This is a genomic window from Actinomadura syzygii, from assembly GCF_008085905.1.
GTDB classification, from domain to species: domain Bacteria; phylum Actinomycetota; class Actinomycetes; order Streptosporangiales; family Streptosporangiaceae; genus Spirillospora; species Spirillospora syzygii.
This window is the reverse complement of the sequence record NZ_VSFF01000009.1, coordinates 315688-332951: the sequence shown is the minus strand read 5'-3', so window position 1 is coordinate 332951 and position 17264 is coordinate 315688. Positions and strand designations below refer to the sequence as shown.

Below are 17264 nucleotides of genomic sequence, written 5' to 3'. Positions count from 1 at the left end.
TCTCGTCCGCGCGGCGGATTGTCCCAGGGCGCCGGGGGCATACCGTCGAACCATGAGTCAGTCCAGTCCGCAGCCGGAGCGGCAGTCCACGTGGCGCCCGCCGGACCTGCGGCCGGGCCCGCGCCCGGTCGAGGTCGCGGCGTCCGACGCCGGGCTCGATGCGGTTCCGGGGCAGGCCCCGGAACCGGGGCCGGAGGTCATCCGCGCCTCGGACGCCGAGCGCGAGGCGGCCGTCGAGCGGCTGCGGATCGCCTCCGTCGAGGGGCGGCTCACCTTCGAGGAGCTCACCGAGCGGACCGAGGCCGCCTACGCCGCCGTCACCCGCGGCGACCTCGACCGCATCACCGCCGACCTTCCCGGCATGGGCGCGCCCGGCGCGAACCCGGCGCCCGTCCAGGTCCAGCGCAAGTTCAGCGCCGTCATGGGCGACTGCAAGGAGCGCATCGTCGGCCGCATCGACGGCCCGCTGGAGGCCGTCTCGGTGATGGGCGACGTCGAGCTCGACCTGCGCGGCGCGCAGGTGCCGAGCGGCGTCGTCGACATCACCGCCACCGCCGTGATGGGCGACGTCAAGATCATCGTCCCGGACGGCGTCACCGTCGAGCTGACCGGCCGCGCCTTCCTCGGCGACCGCAAGGTCAACGTCCGCGACCCGCATCCGGGGGCGCGGGTGCCCGTCGTCCGCGTCACCGCGAACGCCGTGATGGGCGACATCAAGATCGTCGACGACCAGCACCACGCGCCGCTGCGCCGCGCGGTCGCCTCCTGGTGGCGCGACCGCGCCTGACGCCGTTACCCGGCCACGGCCGTTCGAGCCGTCTCCAACGCCTCGGTGTAGCGCCGGACGACCAGGTCCGCGACCTCCGGGGCGGCGCCCAGCGCGGGGGACACCGCCGCCGCACCCGCGGCCAGGGTCTCCGCCCGGACCTTGTCGGCGAAGTAGCCGGGGGCCAGGAAGTACGACGCCACCGCCACCCGCGGGACGCCCGCGTCGAGCAGCGCCGCCACCGCCTCCGCCGGACGGGGACGCGTCGCCGACGCGTAGGCCGGGACGACGCCCCGCCAGCCGCGCGCCCGCCACTCCCGGGCGAGCCGCGCGATGACGGCGTTCGCCGCCGGGTCGCTGGACCCGGCCGACACCAGCACGACGGCCGTGTCCGGGTCGCCGACCTCCACCCCGGCGCCGGACAGGCGGCGCTCCAGGGCGTCGATCAGCAGCGGGTCGGGGCCGAGCGTCCCGGCCGTCCGGAGGCGGAGCCGCGGGTGCAGGGCCCGGACCCGGTTCAGCACGCCCGGGATGTCGGTCTTGCTGTGGTAGGCGGCCGTGAGGAGGAGGGGCAGGACGACCGCCTCGTCCGCGCCGTCGCGGGCCAGGCCGTCCAGGACGCGGTCGGGCGCGGGCGGCGCGTGGTCGAGGAACGAGGCGTGCACGGGCACGTCCGGCCGCCGCGCCCGGACGGCGTCGAGCAGCGCGGCGACGGTCGCGGCGGCGCGCGGGTCGCGGCTGCCGTGCGCGACCGCCACCATCGGACGGCCCGCGCTGTACGGACCCGTGCCGTGTGGACCCGTGCCGTGTGAACCCGTGCCGTGTGAACCCGTGCGGTGCGGGGAACTCACAGGTGGATACCGCACTCGGTCTTGCCCATCCCGGCCCACCGGCCGCTGCGCGGGTCCTCTCCGGCCGCGACCGGACGGGTGCACGGCGCGCACCCGATCGACGGGTATCCGTCGTAGTGCAGCGGGTTGACGAGCACCCCGTTGTCCTCGATGTAGTTGTCGATGTCGTCCTGCGACCAGTCCAGGATCGGGTTGACCTTGACCATGCCGCGCTTGCGGTCCCACTCGACGACCCTGCGGTCGCGGCGGCTCGCCGTCTCGTCCCGGCGGATGCCGCTGAACCACGCCATGTACCCCTCAAGGGCCCGGCCGAGCGGCTCGACCTTGCGCAGGTGGCAGCACAGGTCGGGGTTGCGGCCGAACAGCCGAGGGCCGAGCGCGGCCTCCTGCTCCTCGACGGTCCGGGACGGCGTCACGTTGATCACGTTCACCGGGTACACGGCCTCGACGGCGTCGCGCGTCCCGATCGTCTCGGCGAAGTGGTAGCCGGTGTCGACGAACAGGACGTCGATGCCCGGCTTCACCTTCGACACGAGGTGGATCAGCGCGGCGTCCGACATGGACGAGGTGAGGCAGATGCGGTCGCCGAACGTCGCGGACGCCCAGCGGATGACCTCCAGCGTGGAGGCCCCCTCCAGCGCGGCGGCGGCGGACTCGACGATGTCTTCGAGATCGAGTGCGGGTCTGTCGGTCTCCAGAAGAGTCACCGAGGGACCTCCTTGCTCGCGGTGCGGGGAGCTCCGACACCGAGGAATTTCAACGTGAAGGAACGGACGCAGTCAGGGCAGAACCAGGACCCGTGCTCTTCACGGGGCTCCAGGCTCTCCTCACCGCAGTAGGGGCAGTAGAAGGGCGCCATGCGCTCGCCTCCACCGCCGTGCCGGGGGCCGCCCCCCGGCGCCCCCTGGTTCGCTTCGCTCGTCATTGGAGATCGGCTTCGTCGGCGCGCCGCACCCAGTCGGCGAAGGACTCGCCCTCGCCGCGCTGCTTGTCGTAGGCGCGGACGACCCGCTCGACGTAGTCGGTCAGCCCGGCCGACGTCGTCTTCAGCCCGCGGACCTTCTTGCCGAACGAGGCGCCGAGCTGGCCGCCGAGGTGGATCTGGAAGCCCTCGACCTGGTCGCCGTTCTCGTCCAGGACGAGCTGGCCCTTCAGCCCGATGTCGGCGACCTGGATGCGGGCGCACGCGTTCGGGCAGCCGTTGACGTTGATCGTCAGCGGCTGGTCGAAGTCGGGGAGCCGCTCCTCCAACTCGTCGATCAGGTCCATGGAGCGCTGCTTGGTGTCGGTGATCGCGAGCTTGCAGTACTCGATGCCCGTGCACGCCATCGTCTGCCGCCGGAACGTGGACGGCCGCACCTGGAGGTCGTGCCTGGCCAGCTCGTCGGCCAGCTCCTCGGTCTTCTCCTCCGGGACGTCCAGGATGACCATCTTCTGCTCGATGGTCGTCCGGACCCGGCCGGAGCCGTACCGCTCGGCGAGGTCGCCGATGACGCCGAGCAGCTCGCCGCTCACCCGGCCGACGCGCGGCGCGAACCCGACGTAGAAGTTGCCGTCCCGCTGCGGGTGGATGCCGACGTGGTCGCGGCGGGGGAGCGGCGCGGCGGGCTCGGGGCCGTCGGGCAGCGCGTACCCGAGGTACTCCTTCTCCAGCACCTCGCGGAACTTCTGCGCGCCCCAGTCCTTCATCAGGAACTTCAACCGGGCGCGGCTGCGCAGCCGCCGGTAACCGTAGTCACGGAAGATCGACGTGACGCCGTGCCACACCTCCGTGGCCTGCTCCGGCTTCACGAACACGCCGAGGCTCTGCGCGAACATCGGGTTGGTGGACAGGCCGCCGCCGACGAAGAGCTGGTAGCCGGTCTCGCCCGCCTCGTTCACGACGCCCACGAACGCGATGTCGTTGATCTCGTGGACAGTGCAGTGCGCGGTGCACCCCGACATGGCCGTCTTGAACTTGCGCGGCAGGTTGGAGAACTCGGGCGACCCGATGTAGCGGTCGTGGACGTCGCGGAGCTGCGGCGTCGCGTCGATCACCTCGTCGGCCGCGATCCCGGCGAGCGGGCAGCCGATGATGACGCGCGGGACGTCCCCGCACGCCTCCATGGTGTGCAGCCCGACCGCCTCGAGCGCCTCCCAGATCGCCGGGACGTCCTCGATCCGCACCCAGTGCAGCTGGACGTTCTGCCGGTCGGTGACGTCGGCGGTGCCGCGGGCGTACCGCGTGGAGACGTCGGCGACGGCGCGCAGCTGCGGCCCGCTGAGCTGGCCGCCGTCGATCCGCACCCGGAGCATGAAGTAGCGGTCTTCGAGCTCCTCGTCCTCCAGGGCGCCGGTGCGGCCGCCGTCGATGCCGGGCTTGCGCTGGGTGTAGAGGCCCATCCAGCGGAAGCGGCCGCGCAGGTCGGCGGGGTCGATCGAGTCGAAGCCGGCCTTGGAGTAGATCTCGATGATGCGGCGGCGGACGTTCAGCCCGTCGTCGTTCTTCTTGTTCTCCTCGTTCTTGTTGAGCGGTTCCCGGTAACCGAGGGCCCACTGGCCCTCGGCCTTCTTGCGCTTGATCGCGGGTGGCACGGCGCGCGTCCTCGTCTGAGAGTGGGACGCGTAGCGCACCGGCAGTCAAAGCGGCCGGCTCGACGCTGAGCAGGAGGGGATTCAACGATGACGCCGATGCGCCACGCGCCTGTTGAGCAGGGGCGTGGTCGGAGCGTCACCGACAGATCGCGCTGCGGACGCGGAGGAAGTCGACGTGCCGGCGCTTGGCCAGCAACGGGTCCGCGGCAGTCATACCTGAACTTTGACACGCCCTCTGTCGGGCTGTCCAGTCACGACCGGGAGCCGGGCGGGTGAGATGCGTCATCCCTGCCGCCTCCAGTTGACCGGGGGCTCGGCGTCGTCGCTGGTCGCCCCGGTGGGCGCGGCGCCGTCGGCGGCGCTCCGGGTCGCGCCGTCCGCACCCGGACGGCGCACGTGCTGGCAGTCACACCACGAACCGCCGCGGCACTCCTCGTGGCGGCGGTCACGGCAGGACGGGCAGATCACGCTTCCATTGTCGCCGATGGTGGCGGATGCTCGGAGCACCCGTCGGGCGCCCGCCGCGCCGGGTAAAAGACGATCATGGTCTGCTGGACGTTCCGTCCCGTCAAAGCGGGTATGGGCACAGGGACGTGCAGGGAACGGGCCGCCGACCGGCGAGACGATCGAGCGGGGGAGGCGGTCGGAACGGAACGTGCGAAGCGGATCACCAGGATGAGCGGAGGGGCCCGGGGGACGCGGGGGACGGGCCGGGCGCGGGAGACTCGCGAGGTCGATGCGGCATGTTCCGGACGCGGAACGCTCTACGGTGGGGCGGTGTGACCACCGTCTCCGACGCCGCGGGCGTCCCCCCGGCCGGGGACTCCGAACCCGGACCGGGCGAGGACGCCCAGGACGCCCCCGCCCCGCACGCCCCGGGCGCGGTGGCCGCGCACCCTCCCGGCCCGCGACTGCGCGACCGGCTGCGCGCCCGCGCCGTGGCGGGCGCCCACACGTCCGGGCAGGTGAGCTGGGCGCTCGTGAAGGGCACGGCGGCGGGCGCGTTCCGCTACCGGGTGACGGGCCTCGCGGCCGAGGCCGCGTTCTTCGCGCTGCTGTCCCTGCCGCCGCTCGTGATCGGGCTGATCGGCACGATGGGCCACCTGCGCGGCGCGATCGGCCCCGACGCCGTCGCCGACATCCGCACGTGGGTGATCGGGCACGCCCAGCAGGTGCTGACCGCGGAAGCGGTGAACACCACGGTCGTCCCGCTGCTCAACGACGTGATCAACGGCGGCCGGGTCGACATCGTCTCGGTCAGCTTCCTGATCTCGCTCTGGGCGGGCTCGCGCGCGACGAACGTGTACGTCGACACGATCACCATCGCCTACGGGCTGTCCGGCATCCGCGGCGTGATCCGGACCCGGCTGCGGGCCTTCTTCCTCTACCTCGTCGGGCTGCTGATCCTCGTGGTCGTCATCCCGCTGCTGGTGGCCGGGCCCGCGCTGGTCCGGCAGGCGCTGCCGGAGAGCGCCCAGGCCGTGCAGCTGCTGTACTGGCCGGTCGTGATCACCCTGTCGATCGTGTTCCTGGCGACGCTGTACCACGTGAGCGTCCCGGTCCGGACGGCGTGGTGGCGCGCGGTGCCCGGCGCGGCGCTCGCGCTGCTGATCTGGATCTTCGGGAGCATCACGCTCCGGATCTACCTCACCGGCTCGTTCAGCGGCGTGTCGGTGTACGGGTCGCTCGCCGCCGCCATCGCCGTGCTCGCCTGGCTGTACGTCGCCGCGCTCGCGGTGCTGATCGGGGCGACGCTGAACGCCGAGATCGACCGGCTGTGGCCGAGCGAGGTCACCGCCACGGCGCGGGCCGAACTGGCGGAGCGGCACGCGGCGGCCGCCGCCGAGGCCGACGCCGAGGCCGACGCGGAGGCGGATGCGGAGGCCGAGGCTGACGCGGCGGCCGACGCGGAGGCCGCCTCCGAAAACGGGGCCGAAGCCGCCCCGGAAGGTAAAAAGAGAACCCGTTAGGGGTTTGAAAAGGCCAAACATGTCGTAGCCTCGCGTGACATGACCCCCCGTGCGGAGGCCGGACGGCTGCGGACCGTGACCGGCACGATCCCGACGTCCGACATCACCGGACCCGTGCTGTCCCATGAGCACCTGCAGATGGACCTGCGCTGGCCGGCCCGTCCGAAGCTGGTCGAGTCCGACCCCGGGCGCTGGCTGGACGAGGAGAAGTCCGTCCAGCGGGAGCTGGCCGCGCTGCGCCGCGACCACGGGCTCGGCCTCGTCGTCGACCTGACCTGCTCCGGCATGGGCCGCAACGCGGCCGCGCTCGCCCGGATCAGCTCCGGCGCGCGGGTCGCGGTCGTCGCCGGGACGGGCGTGTTCACCGAGCCGTTCCACCCGTCGTACGTCCGCGAGGCGATCGCCGCGGGCGAGGTGCCGGACGGCCCGTCCGCCGCCGAGCGGCTCGCCGAGCGCTTCCTCGCCGAGGTCGGCTTCGGCATGGACGGCACCAACTCGCTGCCCGGCGTGATCGGCGAGATCGGGACCTGGGGCGAGGCGCCGACGGAGGCGGAGGAGCTGTGCCTGCGCGCCGCCGCCCGCGCGGCCGCGCTCTCCGGGCTGTCGGTGGCGACCTACGGCCGCGCCGGGCTCGCCCAGCTGGAGATCCTCACCGGCGCCGGGCTGGCCCCGCACCGGGTCGCGGTCGGCCAGCAGGACCGGGTGGACGACCCCGGCCAGCACCGCAAGATCGCCGAGACCGGCGGGTACGTCTCGTTCGGCACGCTCGGCCTTGCCGGGGACGAGCACGCCGCGCTCGGCGCCCGCGTCCGCTCCGTGATGGACCTGCTGGAGGCCGGGCACGCGGGCCGGGTGCTGCTGAGCACGGGCGTGTCCCGGATGAGGCAGATCACCCGGTACGGCGGGACGGGCTTCGGCTACCTGTTCGAGACGTTCCTGCCCGCGCTGCGCGCCGCGGGCGCCGACGACGCGACGCTCCAGGGCGTCCTGCGCGACAACCCGCTGCGCTGGCTCACAGGCGCCTGACGCCCCACCCGCCTGGTTCCCCGTTGCACGCGGCGGCGTACCCGCTGTGCTGGCTCAGGGGGCGTCTGACGCGCCGTCCGACTGTTTCCCCATAGGTCGGCCCTTCCGTGCCCTTATGGGACGCTCTGCGCGCCTGTAACGGCGCGGGGAGTGGGTAGGGGTGACCCCGGAAGGGGGTGCGCCGATGTCCTGGAACAGGCCCGCGAACAGATCGGCTCGCGACGACCTGGGGCAGACCGAGACCGTCCGGCTCCCCTACACCGACCGCTCCGAGGCGGGCCGGGTGCTCGCCGAGCGCCTCGTCCCGCTGGGCCTCGACGGCGCCGTCGTGCTGGCGCTGCCGCGCGGCGGGGTCCCCGTCGGCCACGAGGTGGCGCGGCGGCTGGAGTCGCCGCTCGACGTCCTCGTCACGCGCAAGATCGGGTATCCGCCGCAGCCCGAGCTCGGGGTCGGGGCGATCGCCGAGGGCGGCTCCCCGGTCTTCGACGACGGCCTGCTGCGCCGGCTCGGGCTCAGCGCGGACGACCTCGCCGGCACGGTCGCGGCCGAGCGCGCCGAGCTGTCCCGCCGGGTCGCCGCCTACCGGGGCGGGCGGCCGCTGCCGGAGACGGCCGGTCGCCCGGTGATCGTCGTGGACGACGGCCTCGCCACCGGCGGGACGGCCCGCGCCGCGGTGCGGGCGATGCGCGAGCGGGGGCCGTCGCGGCTCGTCCTCGCGGTCCCGGTGGGGGCGGCGGAGACCGTCCACGACCTGGAGCCCGAGGTGGACGACATGGTCGTGCCGGCGGCGCCGTGGGAGTTCAGCGCGGTCGGCCAGTGGTACCGCGACTTCGACCAGCTCAGCGACGCCGACGTGACCGCCTGGCTGGACCGGGCGGCGCGGGGGCGCGGCACGGGCTGAGCCGCGGTGCGGGCGTCCGCGGGATGCCGGAGATGCCCGCGGCGCCGGGAGACGCCGGAATTTAGCGTGGCGAATTTCCGGGAATTGGCCACGTGCGGGGGACGCCTGCGGTAAAAGCCCGACGGTTCCGCGGAAAGGCGTGACCGTTGTGACGCACATGTGACGCACATGTGACGAAGCGGCCCGGGCCCGGCCCCTCGGGAGGGCCGGGCCCGGGCAACGCAAACGGCCCCGCGGGGCGGGGCCGTGTCGTTTCTCGGTGGCGTGCCGGGGTACGCGACAGGGAGCGTTTCTGACGGTCCGCGTCTCGGCTAGGCGGCGTTGGCGCGGCGCATCCGGCGGCGGCGCTCGGACGCGCGCTCGTCTTCGTTCAGACCGCCCCACGTGCCGTACTTCTCGGGCCTGGACACGGCGTAGTCCAGGCAATCCGTGCGGACGGGGCAGCCCATGCAGATCTGCTTCGCCTTGCGTTCGCGGATCTCCCGCTCGGGCTGACGCTCACCGTCGGGACCGAAGAAGAGGACGAGGTCTTCCCCCCGGCACGCCGCGGCGTCCTGCCAGCCCCAGCTGGGACGAGGGAGGTTTGCCTGCCGACGTACCTGAGCCATGGAACACCCACCTTGATTGGTTTCGAACAATTTCTGGACATGGACGCTCGACATGCTTCAGGTGACGCGAAGTCAGAAGCGCCGAATGGTCCAACGTCTGGAGTTGCCGCTCTGTTCCCCGTCCGGTTACTCCGGAAACCTGGGGACGTGCGACAGGGAGACCCACTAATGGGGCCTCAGCGAGATTACACGAGGGCAGCCGCGTTGAGAAGGGTGAGTTCCCTAACAATGTAGGTTCTGAGGTTCTCGCCGCAGTCGGGTGCGCAGGGGGCCGACTGCTGGACGGCCTCGACCACGACCCGGTAACGGCTGTCCTGAACTGAAACAACGGCTTCGTACGGAGATGTTCCCGTTACGGAGTGAACGGTGACGTCGTCCAACCCGAGGTGTCCGGTGTGCGCGCGGACGAAATGCTCGGCGGCCTGCGCGGGTTCCGGCGTCCCGGCGCGTCCGCGCAGCCTGTCGAGCACGACCTCGCCCCGCAGGTAGGCGTGCGCGGCCCGCACCGCCTCGGGCTCGCCGAGGTCGCCGTAGGAGATCGCGTGCGGCAGGCAGACCAGGTTGGCCGCGAACCGGTCGCCGCCGACGTGCGTGGTCTCCCACACCATGCGTCCGAAACGCCTTGTGAGGGCGCGGGCGAGCGGGGCGCCGGTCCGAGCGCAGCAGGCGTTGTGCCGCCCGTGCGCGCAGACGAGGAGGAGCGGGGCCGTCCGCCGCTCGCCGAGGCCGGGGGAGCGCCCGGCGGCGAGCGCGGCGAGGTCGAGGCCGTCCAACTCGGCCGGGTCGGCGAGTTCGCGCGCCTCGATCCAGGCGTCGGGGCCGTTCGAGTAGGCGGCGTAGACCTGGACGGGCGGGGTGGCGCGGCGGCGTCCCGGACGGCGGATGAGCTGGGGCCGCACGCCCGCCCGCTTCGCCGCGCGGACGGCCGCGGCGACCGGTGCGGGATCCGCGAGGTCGGCGACGTGCTCGGGCCAGGGGCCGGGGTGCTCGACCAGCAGCCAGGAGCGCGCCTTCTCCGTCGCGCTCGCCAGGCACGGCCGCTCGCCGGTGTGGCTCCCCGGGCAATGCCCGCAGCCGTTGCCGCGCGTCACATGAACCCCCCGTGGAACAAACGATCAATTAGGTAAGGGTAACCTAAGAGACCGTCGGAGGGCCAGGTCGGGGGAGGTTCGCCGGACCTTTCCCCGCGGACTCGTCGAGCGTTCCCCTCGGACGCTCAGCGCAGGGCGGCGCGCGGCAGCAGCGCCTCCGCGGCGGGCAGCGCGGCGGCCCGGTCGGCGGCGACCAGCCCGATCCGGGTGCGGCGGTCGAGGAGGTCGTCCGCGTCGAGGGCGCCCTCGTGCCGCACCGCCCACGCCAGCTCGACGCCGAGCACCGGCAGCCCCGGGACGACCGGCTCCAGCAGCGCCGGGCCGCCTCCGTCGGCGTCCGCGGCGAGCGCGGTCAGCAGCGGCGCCTCGGTCCCGTACCGCTGGACGAGCCGCGCCGGGGCGTCCAGCGCGTCCAGCCGGTCGCGGGACGCCGCGCCGACGAGCGGCAGCCGGGCCGTCCCGCTCGGCCCGGCGGCGAGGCCGCGGGCGCGGACGGCGGCGTCGACGGCGTCCCGCGCCATCCGCCGGTAGGTGGTGAGCTTGCCGCCGACGATCGTGACGACGCCGTCCCGCGAGGTGAGGACGGCGTGCCGCCGGGAGATGTCGGCCGTGCTCGCCGAGCCGCCGGGACCGGCGTCGAGGAGGGGGCGCAGCCCGGCGAACGCGCCGATCACGTCCGCGCGCCGGACCGGGACGTCGAGCGCCGAGCCGAGGATGTCGAGCAGGAAGCCGATCTCGCCGTCGGTCGGCTCCGGGACGTCGGGGATCGGGCCGTCCGCGGGCTCGTCGGTCAGGCCGACGTAGACGCGGCCGTCGCCCTGCGGCATGACCAGCATGAACCGGCTGGCCGCGCCCGGCACCGGGATCTGGAGCCCGGCGGTCAGGCCGCGCAGCGTCTCGGCCCGCACCACGATGTGGGTGCCGCGCGACGGGCGCAGGCGCACGCCGTCCACGAGCCCGCCCGCCCAGACCCCGGCCGCGTTCACCACCGAGCGCGCCCGGACCGTGTGCTCGCGGCCGGTGAGCTCGTCCCGGACGAGGGCGCCGTCGCCCGCGAGCGCGACCGCGCGGACGCGGGTGAGGATCCGGGCGCCGTGCCCGGCGGCCGTCCGGGCGAGCGCGGTGACCAGCCGCGCGTCGTCGGCGAGCTGGCCGTCCCAGGACAGCAGGCCGCCGCGCAGCCCGTACGGGCGCAGCGCGGGCGCGAGCCGCAGCGTCTCCACCGCCGACAGGCGGCGCGGGCCGGGCAGCACCGAGCGCGGCGTGCGGGCGGCGAGGCGCAGCGCGTCCCCGGCGCGGTAGGCGGCCAGCGTGGCGGCGGCGCGGGTGCGCGGCACGAGCGGGGTCAGCGGCATCACGAACGGCAGCGCCCGGACCAGGTGCGGCGCCGTGAACCGCATCAGCACGCCGCGCTCGACGGCGCTCTCGTGCGCCACGTCCACCTGCCCGGACGCGAGGTAGCGCAGCCCGCCGTGGATCAGCTTGGAGCTCCACCTGGACGTCCCGAACGCCAGGTCGCGGGCGTCGATCGCGGCGACCGACAGGCCGCGGGACGCGGCGTCCAGCGCGGCGCCCGCGCCGGTCGCGCCGAGGCCGACGACGAGGACGTCCACGACCTCGTCGGGGAGGGCGGCGAGCTCGCGCTCCCGGCGCGCCGCGTTGAGCGATGTTCCCGGCGGTGGTGCGGTCATGGCGCGAGCGTCCTCTCCAGGATGTGGCGCAGTTCGGCGTCGAAGGCGTCCGGGCCCAGGTCGGGGTCGGCGTCGTCGATCATCGTCGGGCCCGACAGCACGTAGGACTGGACGATCAGCAGCACCGTCCGCGCCTGCCGGGACGGGTGGTCGCGGCGGATCGTCCCGTCGGCGTGCCCGGCGCGCAGGGCCTCCTCGAAGGCGTCCAGGAAGACGAGCTGGCTGGCGCCGGTCCGGTCCAGGACGTAGGGCAGCAGCAGCTCCGGGTCCACCTCGATGATCTTGCGGAGCAGCGGGTGGTCGCGGAACGCGCGCACCCCGGCGACCAGGCCGTCCACGAACCGGGGCCGGACGGGGCGGCCGTCCTCGGGGGGCTGGATCGAGTCGCCGAGCCCGACCCACTCGCGGGTCATGAGGTCGGCGACGATCGTGCGGACGTCCGGCCAGCGGCGGTACAGCGTCATCCGCGACACGCCCGCCCGCCGGGCGATGTCGGTGAGCGTCGTGCGGCGGACCCCGACGGCGAGCACGCAGGCGCGGGCCGCGTCGAGGACGGCGTCGTCCGCCGTCCGGCGGGGCTTCTTGTGACGATTCGACGTCATGTGTCACAGTGTAAGCACAGGAACGGTCCGGTGGGAGTCCGGTGACGGGGGAGGCGCTGGTGGCGACGCGGGACATGCTCTGGAGCGGCTGGGGCGACCCCGGCCGGGCGGCGGCGCTGCCGGAGCCGGTGGTGAGGCTGCTGCACGACCTGCTCGGAGTGCGTCCCGCCGAGGCGCCGCCGCCCGCGCTCGCCGACGTCGCCATCCCCGCGTCCCGGCTGGGCGCGGACGACCTGGCCGCGCTCGCCCGGATCGTCGGCGACCCGCACGTGGCGGACGACGCCGAGGCGCGCGTCCGGCACACGCGCGGCAAGTCGACGTCCGACCTGCTGCGCATCCGCGCCGGCGACGCCTCCGCCGCGCCCGACGCGATCGTCCTGCCCGCCGCGCACGACGAGGTCCTCGACGTGCTGCGCGCCTGCGCCGGACGGGGCATCGCGGTCGTCCCGTTCGGCGGCGGCACGTCGGTCGTCGGCGGGCTCGCGCCCGAGGGCGGGGGCGCGTTCGTCGCCCTCGACCTGCGCCGCATGGACGCGCTCGTCTCCCTCGACGAGGTGTCGCGGACGGCCGTCCTGCAGCCCGGCCTGCGCGCCCCCGAGGCCGAGGCGCTGCTCGGCGGGCGCGGCTACACCCTCGGCCACTTCCCGCAGTCCTACGAGTGGGCGTCGATCGGCGGGTTCGCGGCGGCGCGGTCCAGCGGGCAGGCGTCCGCCGGGTACGGACGGTTCGACGACCTGGTCGTCGCGCTGACCGTCGCGACGCCGGAGGGGACGCTCGACCTCGGCCGCGCGCCGAAGTCCGCGGCGGGGCCCGACCTGCGGCAGCTCGTCCTCGGCTCGGAGGGCGCGCTCGGCGTGATCACGTCGGTGACCGTCCGGGTGCGGCCGGTGCCGGAGGCGCGCGAGTACGAGGGCTGGCGGTTCGCCTCGTTCGACGCGGGCGCCGCCGCGCTGCGCGGGCTCGCCCAGGACGGCCCCATGCCCACCGTCCTGCGGCTCTCCGACGAGACCGAGACGATGGTCGGCCTGGCCGACCCGGCCGAGATCGGCAGCGGCTCCGCCGCCGGATGCCTGGCGGTGCTCGGCTTCGAGGGCGCGGCCGAGCGGGTCGCGGCGGATCGGGCCCGCGCCGCGGACGCGCTGCGCGCCGCGGGCGGCGAGCCGCTCGGCGCCGATCCCGGCGAGAAGTGGGAGCACGGCCGCTTCGACGCCCCCTACCTGCGCGACTCGCTCCTCGACGCGGGCGCGTTCGTGGAGACGCTGGAGACGGCCGCGTTCTGGTCGGACGTCCCGGCGCTGTACGAGGCCGTCCGGACGGCGCTGATCGGAACGCTGTCCGACCTGGGAACGTCGCCGCTGGTCATGTGCCATATCTCGCACGTGTACGCGACCGGGGCGTCGCTGTACTTCACGATCGTGTCGGCCCAGGGCGCGGACCCGGTCGCCCACTGGGCGCGGGCCAAGCGCGCCGCCTGCGACGCGATCATCGACGCGGGCGGCACGATCAGCCATCATCACGGGGTGGGCACCGACCACCGCGACTGGTACGCCCGGGAGATCGGGCCGCTGGGCGCGGCGGTGCTGCGCGCCGTCAAGGAGCGGGTCGACCCGTCCGGGATCCTCAACCCGGGCGTGCTCGTCCCGCCCGCCGTATAAGCCAGGCGTCTGAGCCTGCTGTGAGGAGCGACCGTATGGGCGAGGCACGTGCGTTCACCGCGATCGTCAACCCGGCGGCGGGCGGCTCCGCGTCCGCCTCGTCGCTGATCGAGCTCGCCCGGCTGCTGCGGGAGGCGGGCGCCGACGTCGCCGTGGAGTACAGCCGGGGCCTGGAGCACGCCGCGGACGTCGCCCGCGCCGCCGCCGGGACCGGGCGCGTCGTCCTCGGCGTCGGCGGCGACGGCATGGCGGGCTGCGTCGGCGGCGCCCTCGCCGGGACCGGCGCGCTGTTCGGCGTCGTCCCCGCGGGCCGGGGCAACGACTTCGCGCGGCAGCTCGGCGTCCCGTCCGACCCGGCGGAGCAGGCGAAGCTGCTGCTGGAGGGCGAGCCGCGCGCCGTGGACGCGATCGACGCGAACGGGACGGCCGTCCTCGGCAGCGTCTACACGGGCGTGGACGCGGTCGCCAACGACAACGCCAACAGGACGCGGCTGCTGCGCGGCTCGGCCGCCTACTACTTCGGCGCGCTGCGCGCGATCGCGACGTGGCGGGCCGCCGACTACCTGATCACCGTGGACGGCGAGGCGCACTCCCGGCAGGGCTACACGGTCGTCGCCGCCAACTCCGGCTACTACGGGTTCGGCAAGCACATCGCCCCGGACGCGCGGGTCGACGACGGCCTGCTCGACGTCGTCCTGATCAAGAAGGCCCCCAAGCGCCTGTTCTTCGCCGTCATGCGCGAGCTGGAGGACGGGACGCACGTGCGCCGCCCCGAGGTCGAGGTGATGCGGGGCAGGGAGGTGCGGATCGAGCTGGCCGGGACGTCCGGCCGGACGCTCCCGTACGGCGCGGACGGCGAGCTGCCGGGAACGCTCCCGGTCACCGCGCGGGTGCTGCCCGGCGCGCTGCGCGTGCTCGCGCCCTGAGCTGGGCGGTCTCCGGATCTTGGCCCGTTGTTTGGGTCGATTTACGTGTCCATTACGGCCCCTCGGGTAGCGTCAGTTACGTCCCGCTTAGGGACCTTGGGTTGTCTGCGGACGACATCATGGGAAGGCGACTGCTCGCCGTTCTGGGGGGACTCATGATGCTCGCGGACACCCGCGTCGTGGTGGCGTCGGCGTCTCTGGGGGTGGCGCCGGCGTCCACCACGGTCATACTCACCGGGAACCCTTCCGTCACCCTCGCGCGACCGCTTCCGGCGCCGTCCCGGCATGTCGCTTGACGCTCCGGAGCGCCTCCGGACAGGCTGTGAGCATCCCCCCTCACGCCCGGAGGCGTCTGTGTTCGCCGAGGTCCCACCCGATCCCGAGAACTCGCGCACGTCCGAGGCGGGTGCGGGCTGGGTGTGCGGCAGGCCGGGGACGTTCACCGAGCTGCTCCCGCCGCGCGTGACCGACTTCTCCTGGCGCCGCCCGAGGGTGCTGTGGCGGTCCCGCAACGACGTGATCGCGCGCTGGTTCGGCGACCCCTCGAACGCGATCCGCCGACGCTGCGTCGCCGCGCTCCGCGAGCGGGGGACGCCCGCCGCGTTCACCGTCCACCGGGCCGAGCCGGAGTTCTCGTTCGTGCTCCTCGGCGACACCGGCGAGGGCGACAAGTCGCAGTACGCGGTCGTGCCGCCGCTGCTGCACGCCGCGGGCGACACCGACTTCATGGTCGTGGCGAGCGACGTGATCTACCCGACCGGGGACGCGGGCCAGTACCCCGACAAGTTCTTCCGGCCCTACAAGGACTATCCGGGGCCGATCTTCGCCGTCCCCGGGAACCACGACTGGTACGACGGCCTGCGCGGGTTCCTGCACGTGTTCTGCGGCCTGGACGCCGACTGCGCGCCGCCGCCGTGGCGCGGGCCGCTGTCGTTCGTCCCGCGCCTGCTGTGGCGGCGCTCGGGCGAGGTCGACGGGCCCGTGCTGGAGGAGGCCAGGGAGCGGTTCCGGGGCGGGGCGGGGCAGCGGTCCCTCCAGCCGGGGCCGTACTGGGCGGTCGACACCCCGGCGCTGCGCGTCATCGGGATCGACACCGGGATCACCGGCGCCCTCGACCGTGACCAGGGCCGCTGGCTCCGGGAAGTGTCCGGGGGACCGAAACCCAAACTGCTCGTGACCGGAAAACCGCTGTACGTGGACGACGACCACCGTCCCGGCACGATCGAGGGCGGCGGGACGGTCGACGAGATCGTCCAGGACCCGGCGCACCACTACGTCGCGGCGATCGGCGGCGACATCCACAACTACCAGCGCTACCCGCGCAAGACCGCCGACGGCCGGACGATCCAGTACATCGTGTCCGGCGGCGGCGGCGCGTTCATGCACGCGACGCACACGATCCCGCGCACGCGCGTCGTCGACGAGGGCGACTTCCGCTGCTACCCGCTGCGCGGCGACTCCCTCTCCCGCTACAGCAAGCTGTACGGACGCTGGCTGCGGCTGCCGAAGCTCTTCGAGCTGACCCCGGAGGAGGCCACCGCCGCCGTCGAGCACCGGCTCGGCATCAAGCCGGGGCGCGGGTACAAGGACCCGGCACCGTCCCGGCGCGCCCGCTTCGTCGCCGCGCTGCTCGGCGTCCCGCGCGGGGAGCGGCGGCGGCCGCGCGCGCTGCGGTTCCCCGTCCACAAGCTGCCGCAGCGCTTCCGCTCCGAGTTCGCCGACTGGGACGACCCGCCGTTCTTCAAGAGCTTCCTGCGGCTGGACGTCACCGAGTCGGAGCTGCGCGTCCGCTGCTACGCGGCGACCGGCTGCGGCGACCACGAGACGGCGCCGCCCTGCGAGGACGACTTCGTCATCCCGCTGCGCTAGCCGACGCGGGGTGTTTCGCCCCGAACTGCCGAAGATTGCGATTAATGTCGGCGATCCTGCCGCGCGACGTGCGCGGATGCCGTTACAGTCTTGGGTCACCGAACGGGTGAACGGTACCGGGCGGTCGGCCGGAGAACGACCGCCTCCCAGGAGAGCGACTTAATGAGTTATCCCCAGCAGGGACAGGGCCAGCACCACCAGCAGCAGGCGGCCCACCAGGGCGGCTACGCGCCCGCCCCCCAGCAGCAGCAGGCTCCCGTCGCCGTCGGCGCGGGCATCAACATGAAGCGCCGCAACCCCGTCGGCGCCTGGCTCGGCCTGCCCATCATCACGCTCGGCATCTACGGCCTCGTGTGGTTCTTCAAGGTGCACAACGAGCTGAGCGAGTACGACCGCCGCATCGACAACGCGGCCGTCAACGCGCTCCTCTCGATGCTGTTCGGCGGCATCACCCTCGGCATCTGGCCGCTGGTCATGTGGGTGAAGCTCGGCGGCCGCATCGCCCAGGCGCAGCGCGCCGCCGGGCTCCAGCCGTCCTGCAGCGGCGGCATCGGCTTCCTGCTCGGCATCTTCGGCTTCGGCGTCCTCTACTACCAGATCCAGCTCAACAAGGTCGTCGACCGCTACGGCGACACCCCGGCCGGGCAGCAGGTCTCCCTGGTCGCCTGACCTTCAGGGGCTACGGCCCTGGCCCCCGCTGCAGGACCGTCCAGAACCCCTCCGCGCCCACCCGT

At 73.9% G+C, this 17264-nt stretch carries 16 protein-coding genes; 8 read left to right on the top strand and 8 right to left on the bottom strand.

Annotated elements, in window-relative coordinates; translation table 11 throughout:
- The first annotated feature begins 52 nt into the window (after window positions 1–52).
- On the top strand, window positions 53–787 hold the full coding sequence (locus FXF65_RS24300; RefSeq protein ID WP_246199055.1) for a DUF1707 SHOCT-like domain-containing protein: 735 nt from the start codon (window positions 53–55) through the stop codon (window positions 785–787).
- A gap of 5 nt (window positions 788–792) precedes the next feature.
- Here FXF65_RS24300 and FXF65_RS24295 read toward each other — a convergent pair whose 3' ends face one another.
- The 4 genes from FXF65_RS24295 to FXF65_RS24275 form a co-directional block, all read right to left on the bottom strand.
- Window positions 793–1527 carry a sirohydrochlorin chelatase gene (locus tag FXF65_RS24295; RefSeq protein ID WP_148352316.1) on the bottom strand — a complete coding sequence of 245 codons (735 nt, stop codon included), beginning with the start codon at window positions 1525–1527 and terminating at the stop codon, window positions 793–795.
- Between the two features lie 86 nt (window positions 1528–1613).
- Window positions 1614–2324, bottom strand: a complete 711-nt coding sequence (locus FXF65_RS24290) for a phosphoadenylyl-sulfate reductase (RefSeq protein WP_148352315.1) — start codon at window positions 2322–2324, stop codon at window positions 1614–1616.
- A gap of 214 nt (window positions 2325–2538) precedes the next feature.
- A complete protein-coding gene (locus tag FXF65_RS24280) occupies window positions 2539–4191 on the bottom strand; it encodes a nitrite/sulfite reductase (RefSeq protein WP_148352313.1) in 1653 nt (550 codons plus the stop codon).
- 282 nt (window positions 4192–4473) lie between these two features.
- The gene (locus tag FXF65_RS24275; RefSeq protein ID WP_148352312.1) at window positions 4474–4659 is read right to left on the bottom strand and encodes a hypothetical protein; all 186 of its coding nucleotides are present in this window, start codon (window positions 4657–4659) and stop codon (window positions 4474–4476) included.
- 311 nt (window positions 4660–4970) lie between these two features.
- Between FXF65_RS24275 and FXF65_RS24270 the strand changes: the two genes are divergently transcribed.
- The 3 genes from FXF65_RS24270 (at window position 4971) to FXF65_RS24260 (ending at window position 8088) form a co-directional block, all read left to right on the top strand.
- Window positions 4971–6161 carry a YihY/virulence factor BrkB family protein gene (locus FXF65_RS24270; protein ID WP_148352311.1) on the top strand — a complete coding sequence of 397 codons (1191 nt, stop codon included), beginning with the start codon at window positions 4971–4973 and terminating at the stop codon, window positions 6159–6161.
- Between the two features lie 39 nt (window positions 6162–6200).
- Window positions 6201–7187: a phosphotriesterase family protein gene (locus FXF65_RS24265; RefSeq protein ID WP_148352310.1), complete on the top strand. Its 987-nt coding sequence runs from the start codon at window positions 6201–6203 to the stop codon at window positions 7185–7187.
- Between the two features lie 184 nt (window positions 7188–7371).
- Window positions 7372–8088, top strand: a complete 717-nt coding sequence (locus FXF65_RS24260; RefSeq protein ID WP_148352309.1) for a phosphoribosyltransferase — start codon at window positions 7372–7374, stop codon at window positions 8086–8088.
- A 311-nt stretch (window positions 8089–8399) separates the two neighbouring features.
- On the opposite strand, the gene FXF65_RS24255 is transcribed toward FXF65_RS24260, so the two are convergent.
- From FXF65_RS24255 to FXF65_RS24240, 4 genes are all read right to left on the bottom strand, one after another.
- Window positions 8400–8696, bottom strand: a complete 297-nt coding sequence (locus FXF65_RS24255; RefSeq protein WP_075901375.1) for a WhiB family transcriptional regulator — start codon at window positions 8694–8696, stop codon at window positions 8400–8402.
- Window positions 8697–8881: 185 nt separating this feature from the next.
- Entirely contained in the window at window positions 8882–9787 is a 906-nt protein-coding gene (locus FXF65_RS24250; protein WP_148352308.1) for a ferredoxin family protein, read from the bottom strand.
- Between the two features lie 125 nt (window positions 9788–9912).
- Window positions 9913–11478: a glycerol-3-phosphate dehydrogenase/oxidase gene (locus tag FXF65_RS24245; protein WP_148352307.1), complete on the bottom strand. Its 1566-nt coding sequence runs from the start codon at window positions 11476–11478 to the stop codon at window positions 9913–9915.
- Window positions 11475–12080, bottom strand: coding sequence for a TetR/AcrR family transcriptional regulator (locus FXF65_RS24240; RefSeq protein WP_148352306.1), 606 nt, complete (start codon window positions 12078–12080; stop codon window positions 11475–11477). Before FXF65_RS24240 ends, FXF65_RS24245 begins: the two co-directional genes overlap by 4 nt.
- Window positions 12081–12154: 74 nt before the next feature.
- On the opposite strand from FXF65_RS24240, the gene FXF65_RS24235 reads away from it, so the two are divergent.
- The 4 genes from FXF65_RS24235 (at window position 12155) to FXF65_RS24220 (ending at window position 17199) form a co-directional block, all read left to right on the top strand.
- A complete protein-coding gene (locus tag FXF65_RS24235) occupies window positions 12155–13735 on the top strand; it encodes an FAD-binding oxidoreductase (protein WP_148352526.1) in 1581 nt (526 codons plus the stop codon).
- A 35-nt stretch (window positions 13736–13770) separates the two neighbouring features.
- Complete coding sequence (locus FXF65_RS24230) at window positions 13771–14661, top strand: diacylglycerol/lipid kinase family protein (protein ID WP_148352305.1); 891 nt, start codon at window positions 13771–13773, stop codon at window positions 14659–14661.
- 354 nt (window positions 14662–15015) lie between these two features.
- Window positions 15016–16530: a metallophosphoesterase family protein gene (locus FXF65_RS24225; RefSeq protein ID WP_246199054.1), complete on the top strand. Its 1515-nt coding sequence runs from the start codon at window positions 15016–15018 to the stop codon at window positions 16528–16530.
- A 162-nt stretch (window positions 16531–16692) separates the two neighbouring features.
- Window positions 16693–17199 (top strand): DUF4234 domain-containing protein, encoded by a 507-nt coding sequence (locus FXF65_RS24220; RefSeq protein ID WP_148352303.1) that lies wholly within the window; start codon window positions 16693–16695, stop codon window positions 17197–17199.
- The last annotated feature ends 65 nt before the right edge of the window (window positions 17200–17264 follow it).

What these genes read in the sequence shown, in the direction of transcription:
- FXF65_RS24295 (WP_148352316.1), bottom strand. Translation starts at nt 1,527, where the DNA reads ATGGTGGCGGTCGCGCACGGCAGCCGCGACCCGCGCGCCGCCGCGACC.
- FXF65_RS24230 (WP_148352305.1), top strand. Translation starts at nt 13,771, where the DNA reads ATGGGCGAGGCACGTGCGTTCACCGCGATCGTCAACCCGGCGGCGGGC.
- FXF65_RS24255 (WP_075901375.1), bottom strand. Translation starts at nt 8,696, where the DNA reads ATGGCTCAGGTACGTCGGCAGGCAAACCTCCCTCGTCCCAGCTGGGGC.
- FXF65_RS24245 (WP_148352307.1), bottom strand. Translation starts at nt 11,478, where the DNA reads ATGACCGCACCACCGCCGGGAACATCGCTCAACGCGGCGCGCCGGGAG.
- FXF65_RS24260 (WP_148352309.1), top strand. Translation starts at nt 7,372, where the DNA reads ATGTCCTGGAACAGGCCCGCGAACAGATCGGCTCGCGACGACCTGGGG.
- FXF65_RS24235 (WP_148352526.1), top strand. Translation starts at nt 12,155, where the DNA reads ATGCTCTGGAGCGGCTGGGGCGACCCCGGCCGGGCGGCGGCGCTGCCG.
- FXF65_RS24300 (WP_246199055.1), top strand. Translation starts at nt 53, where the DNA reads ATGAGTCAGTCCAGTCCGCAGCCGGAGCGGCAGTCCACGTGGCGCCCG.
- FXF65_RS24240 (WP_148352306.1), bottom strand. Translation starts at nt 12,080, where the DNA reads ATGACGTCGAATCGTCACAAGAAGCCCCGCCGGACGGCGGACGACGCC.
- FXF65_RS24220 (WP_148352303.1), top strand. Translation starts at nt 16,693, where the DNA reads ATGAGTTATCCCCAGCAGGGACAGGGCCAGCACCACCAGCAGCAGGCG.
- FXF65_RS24265 (WP_148352310.1), top strand. Translation starts at nt 6,201, where the DNA reads ATGACCCCCCGTGCGGAGGCCGGACGGCTGCGGACCGTGACCGGCACG.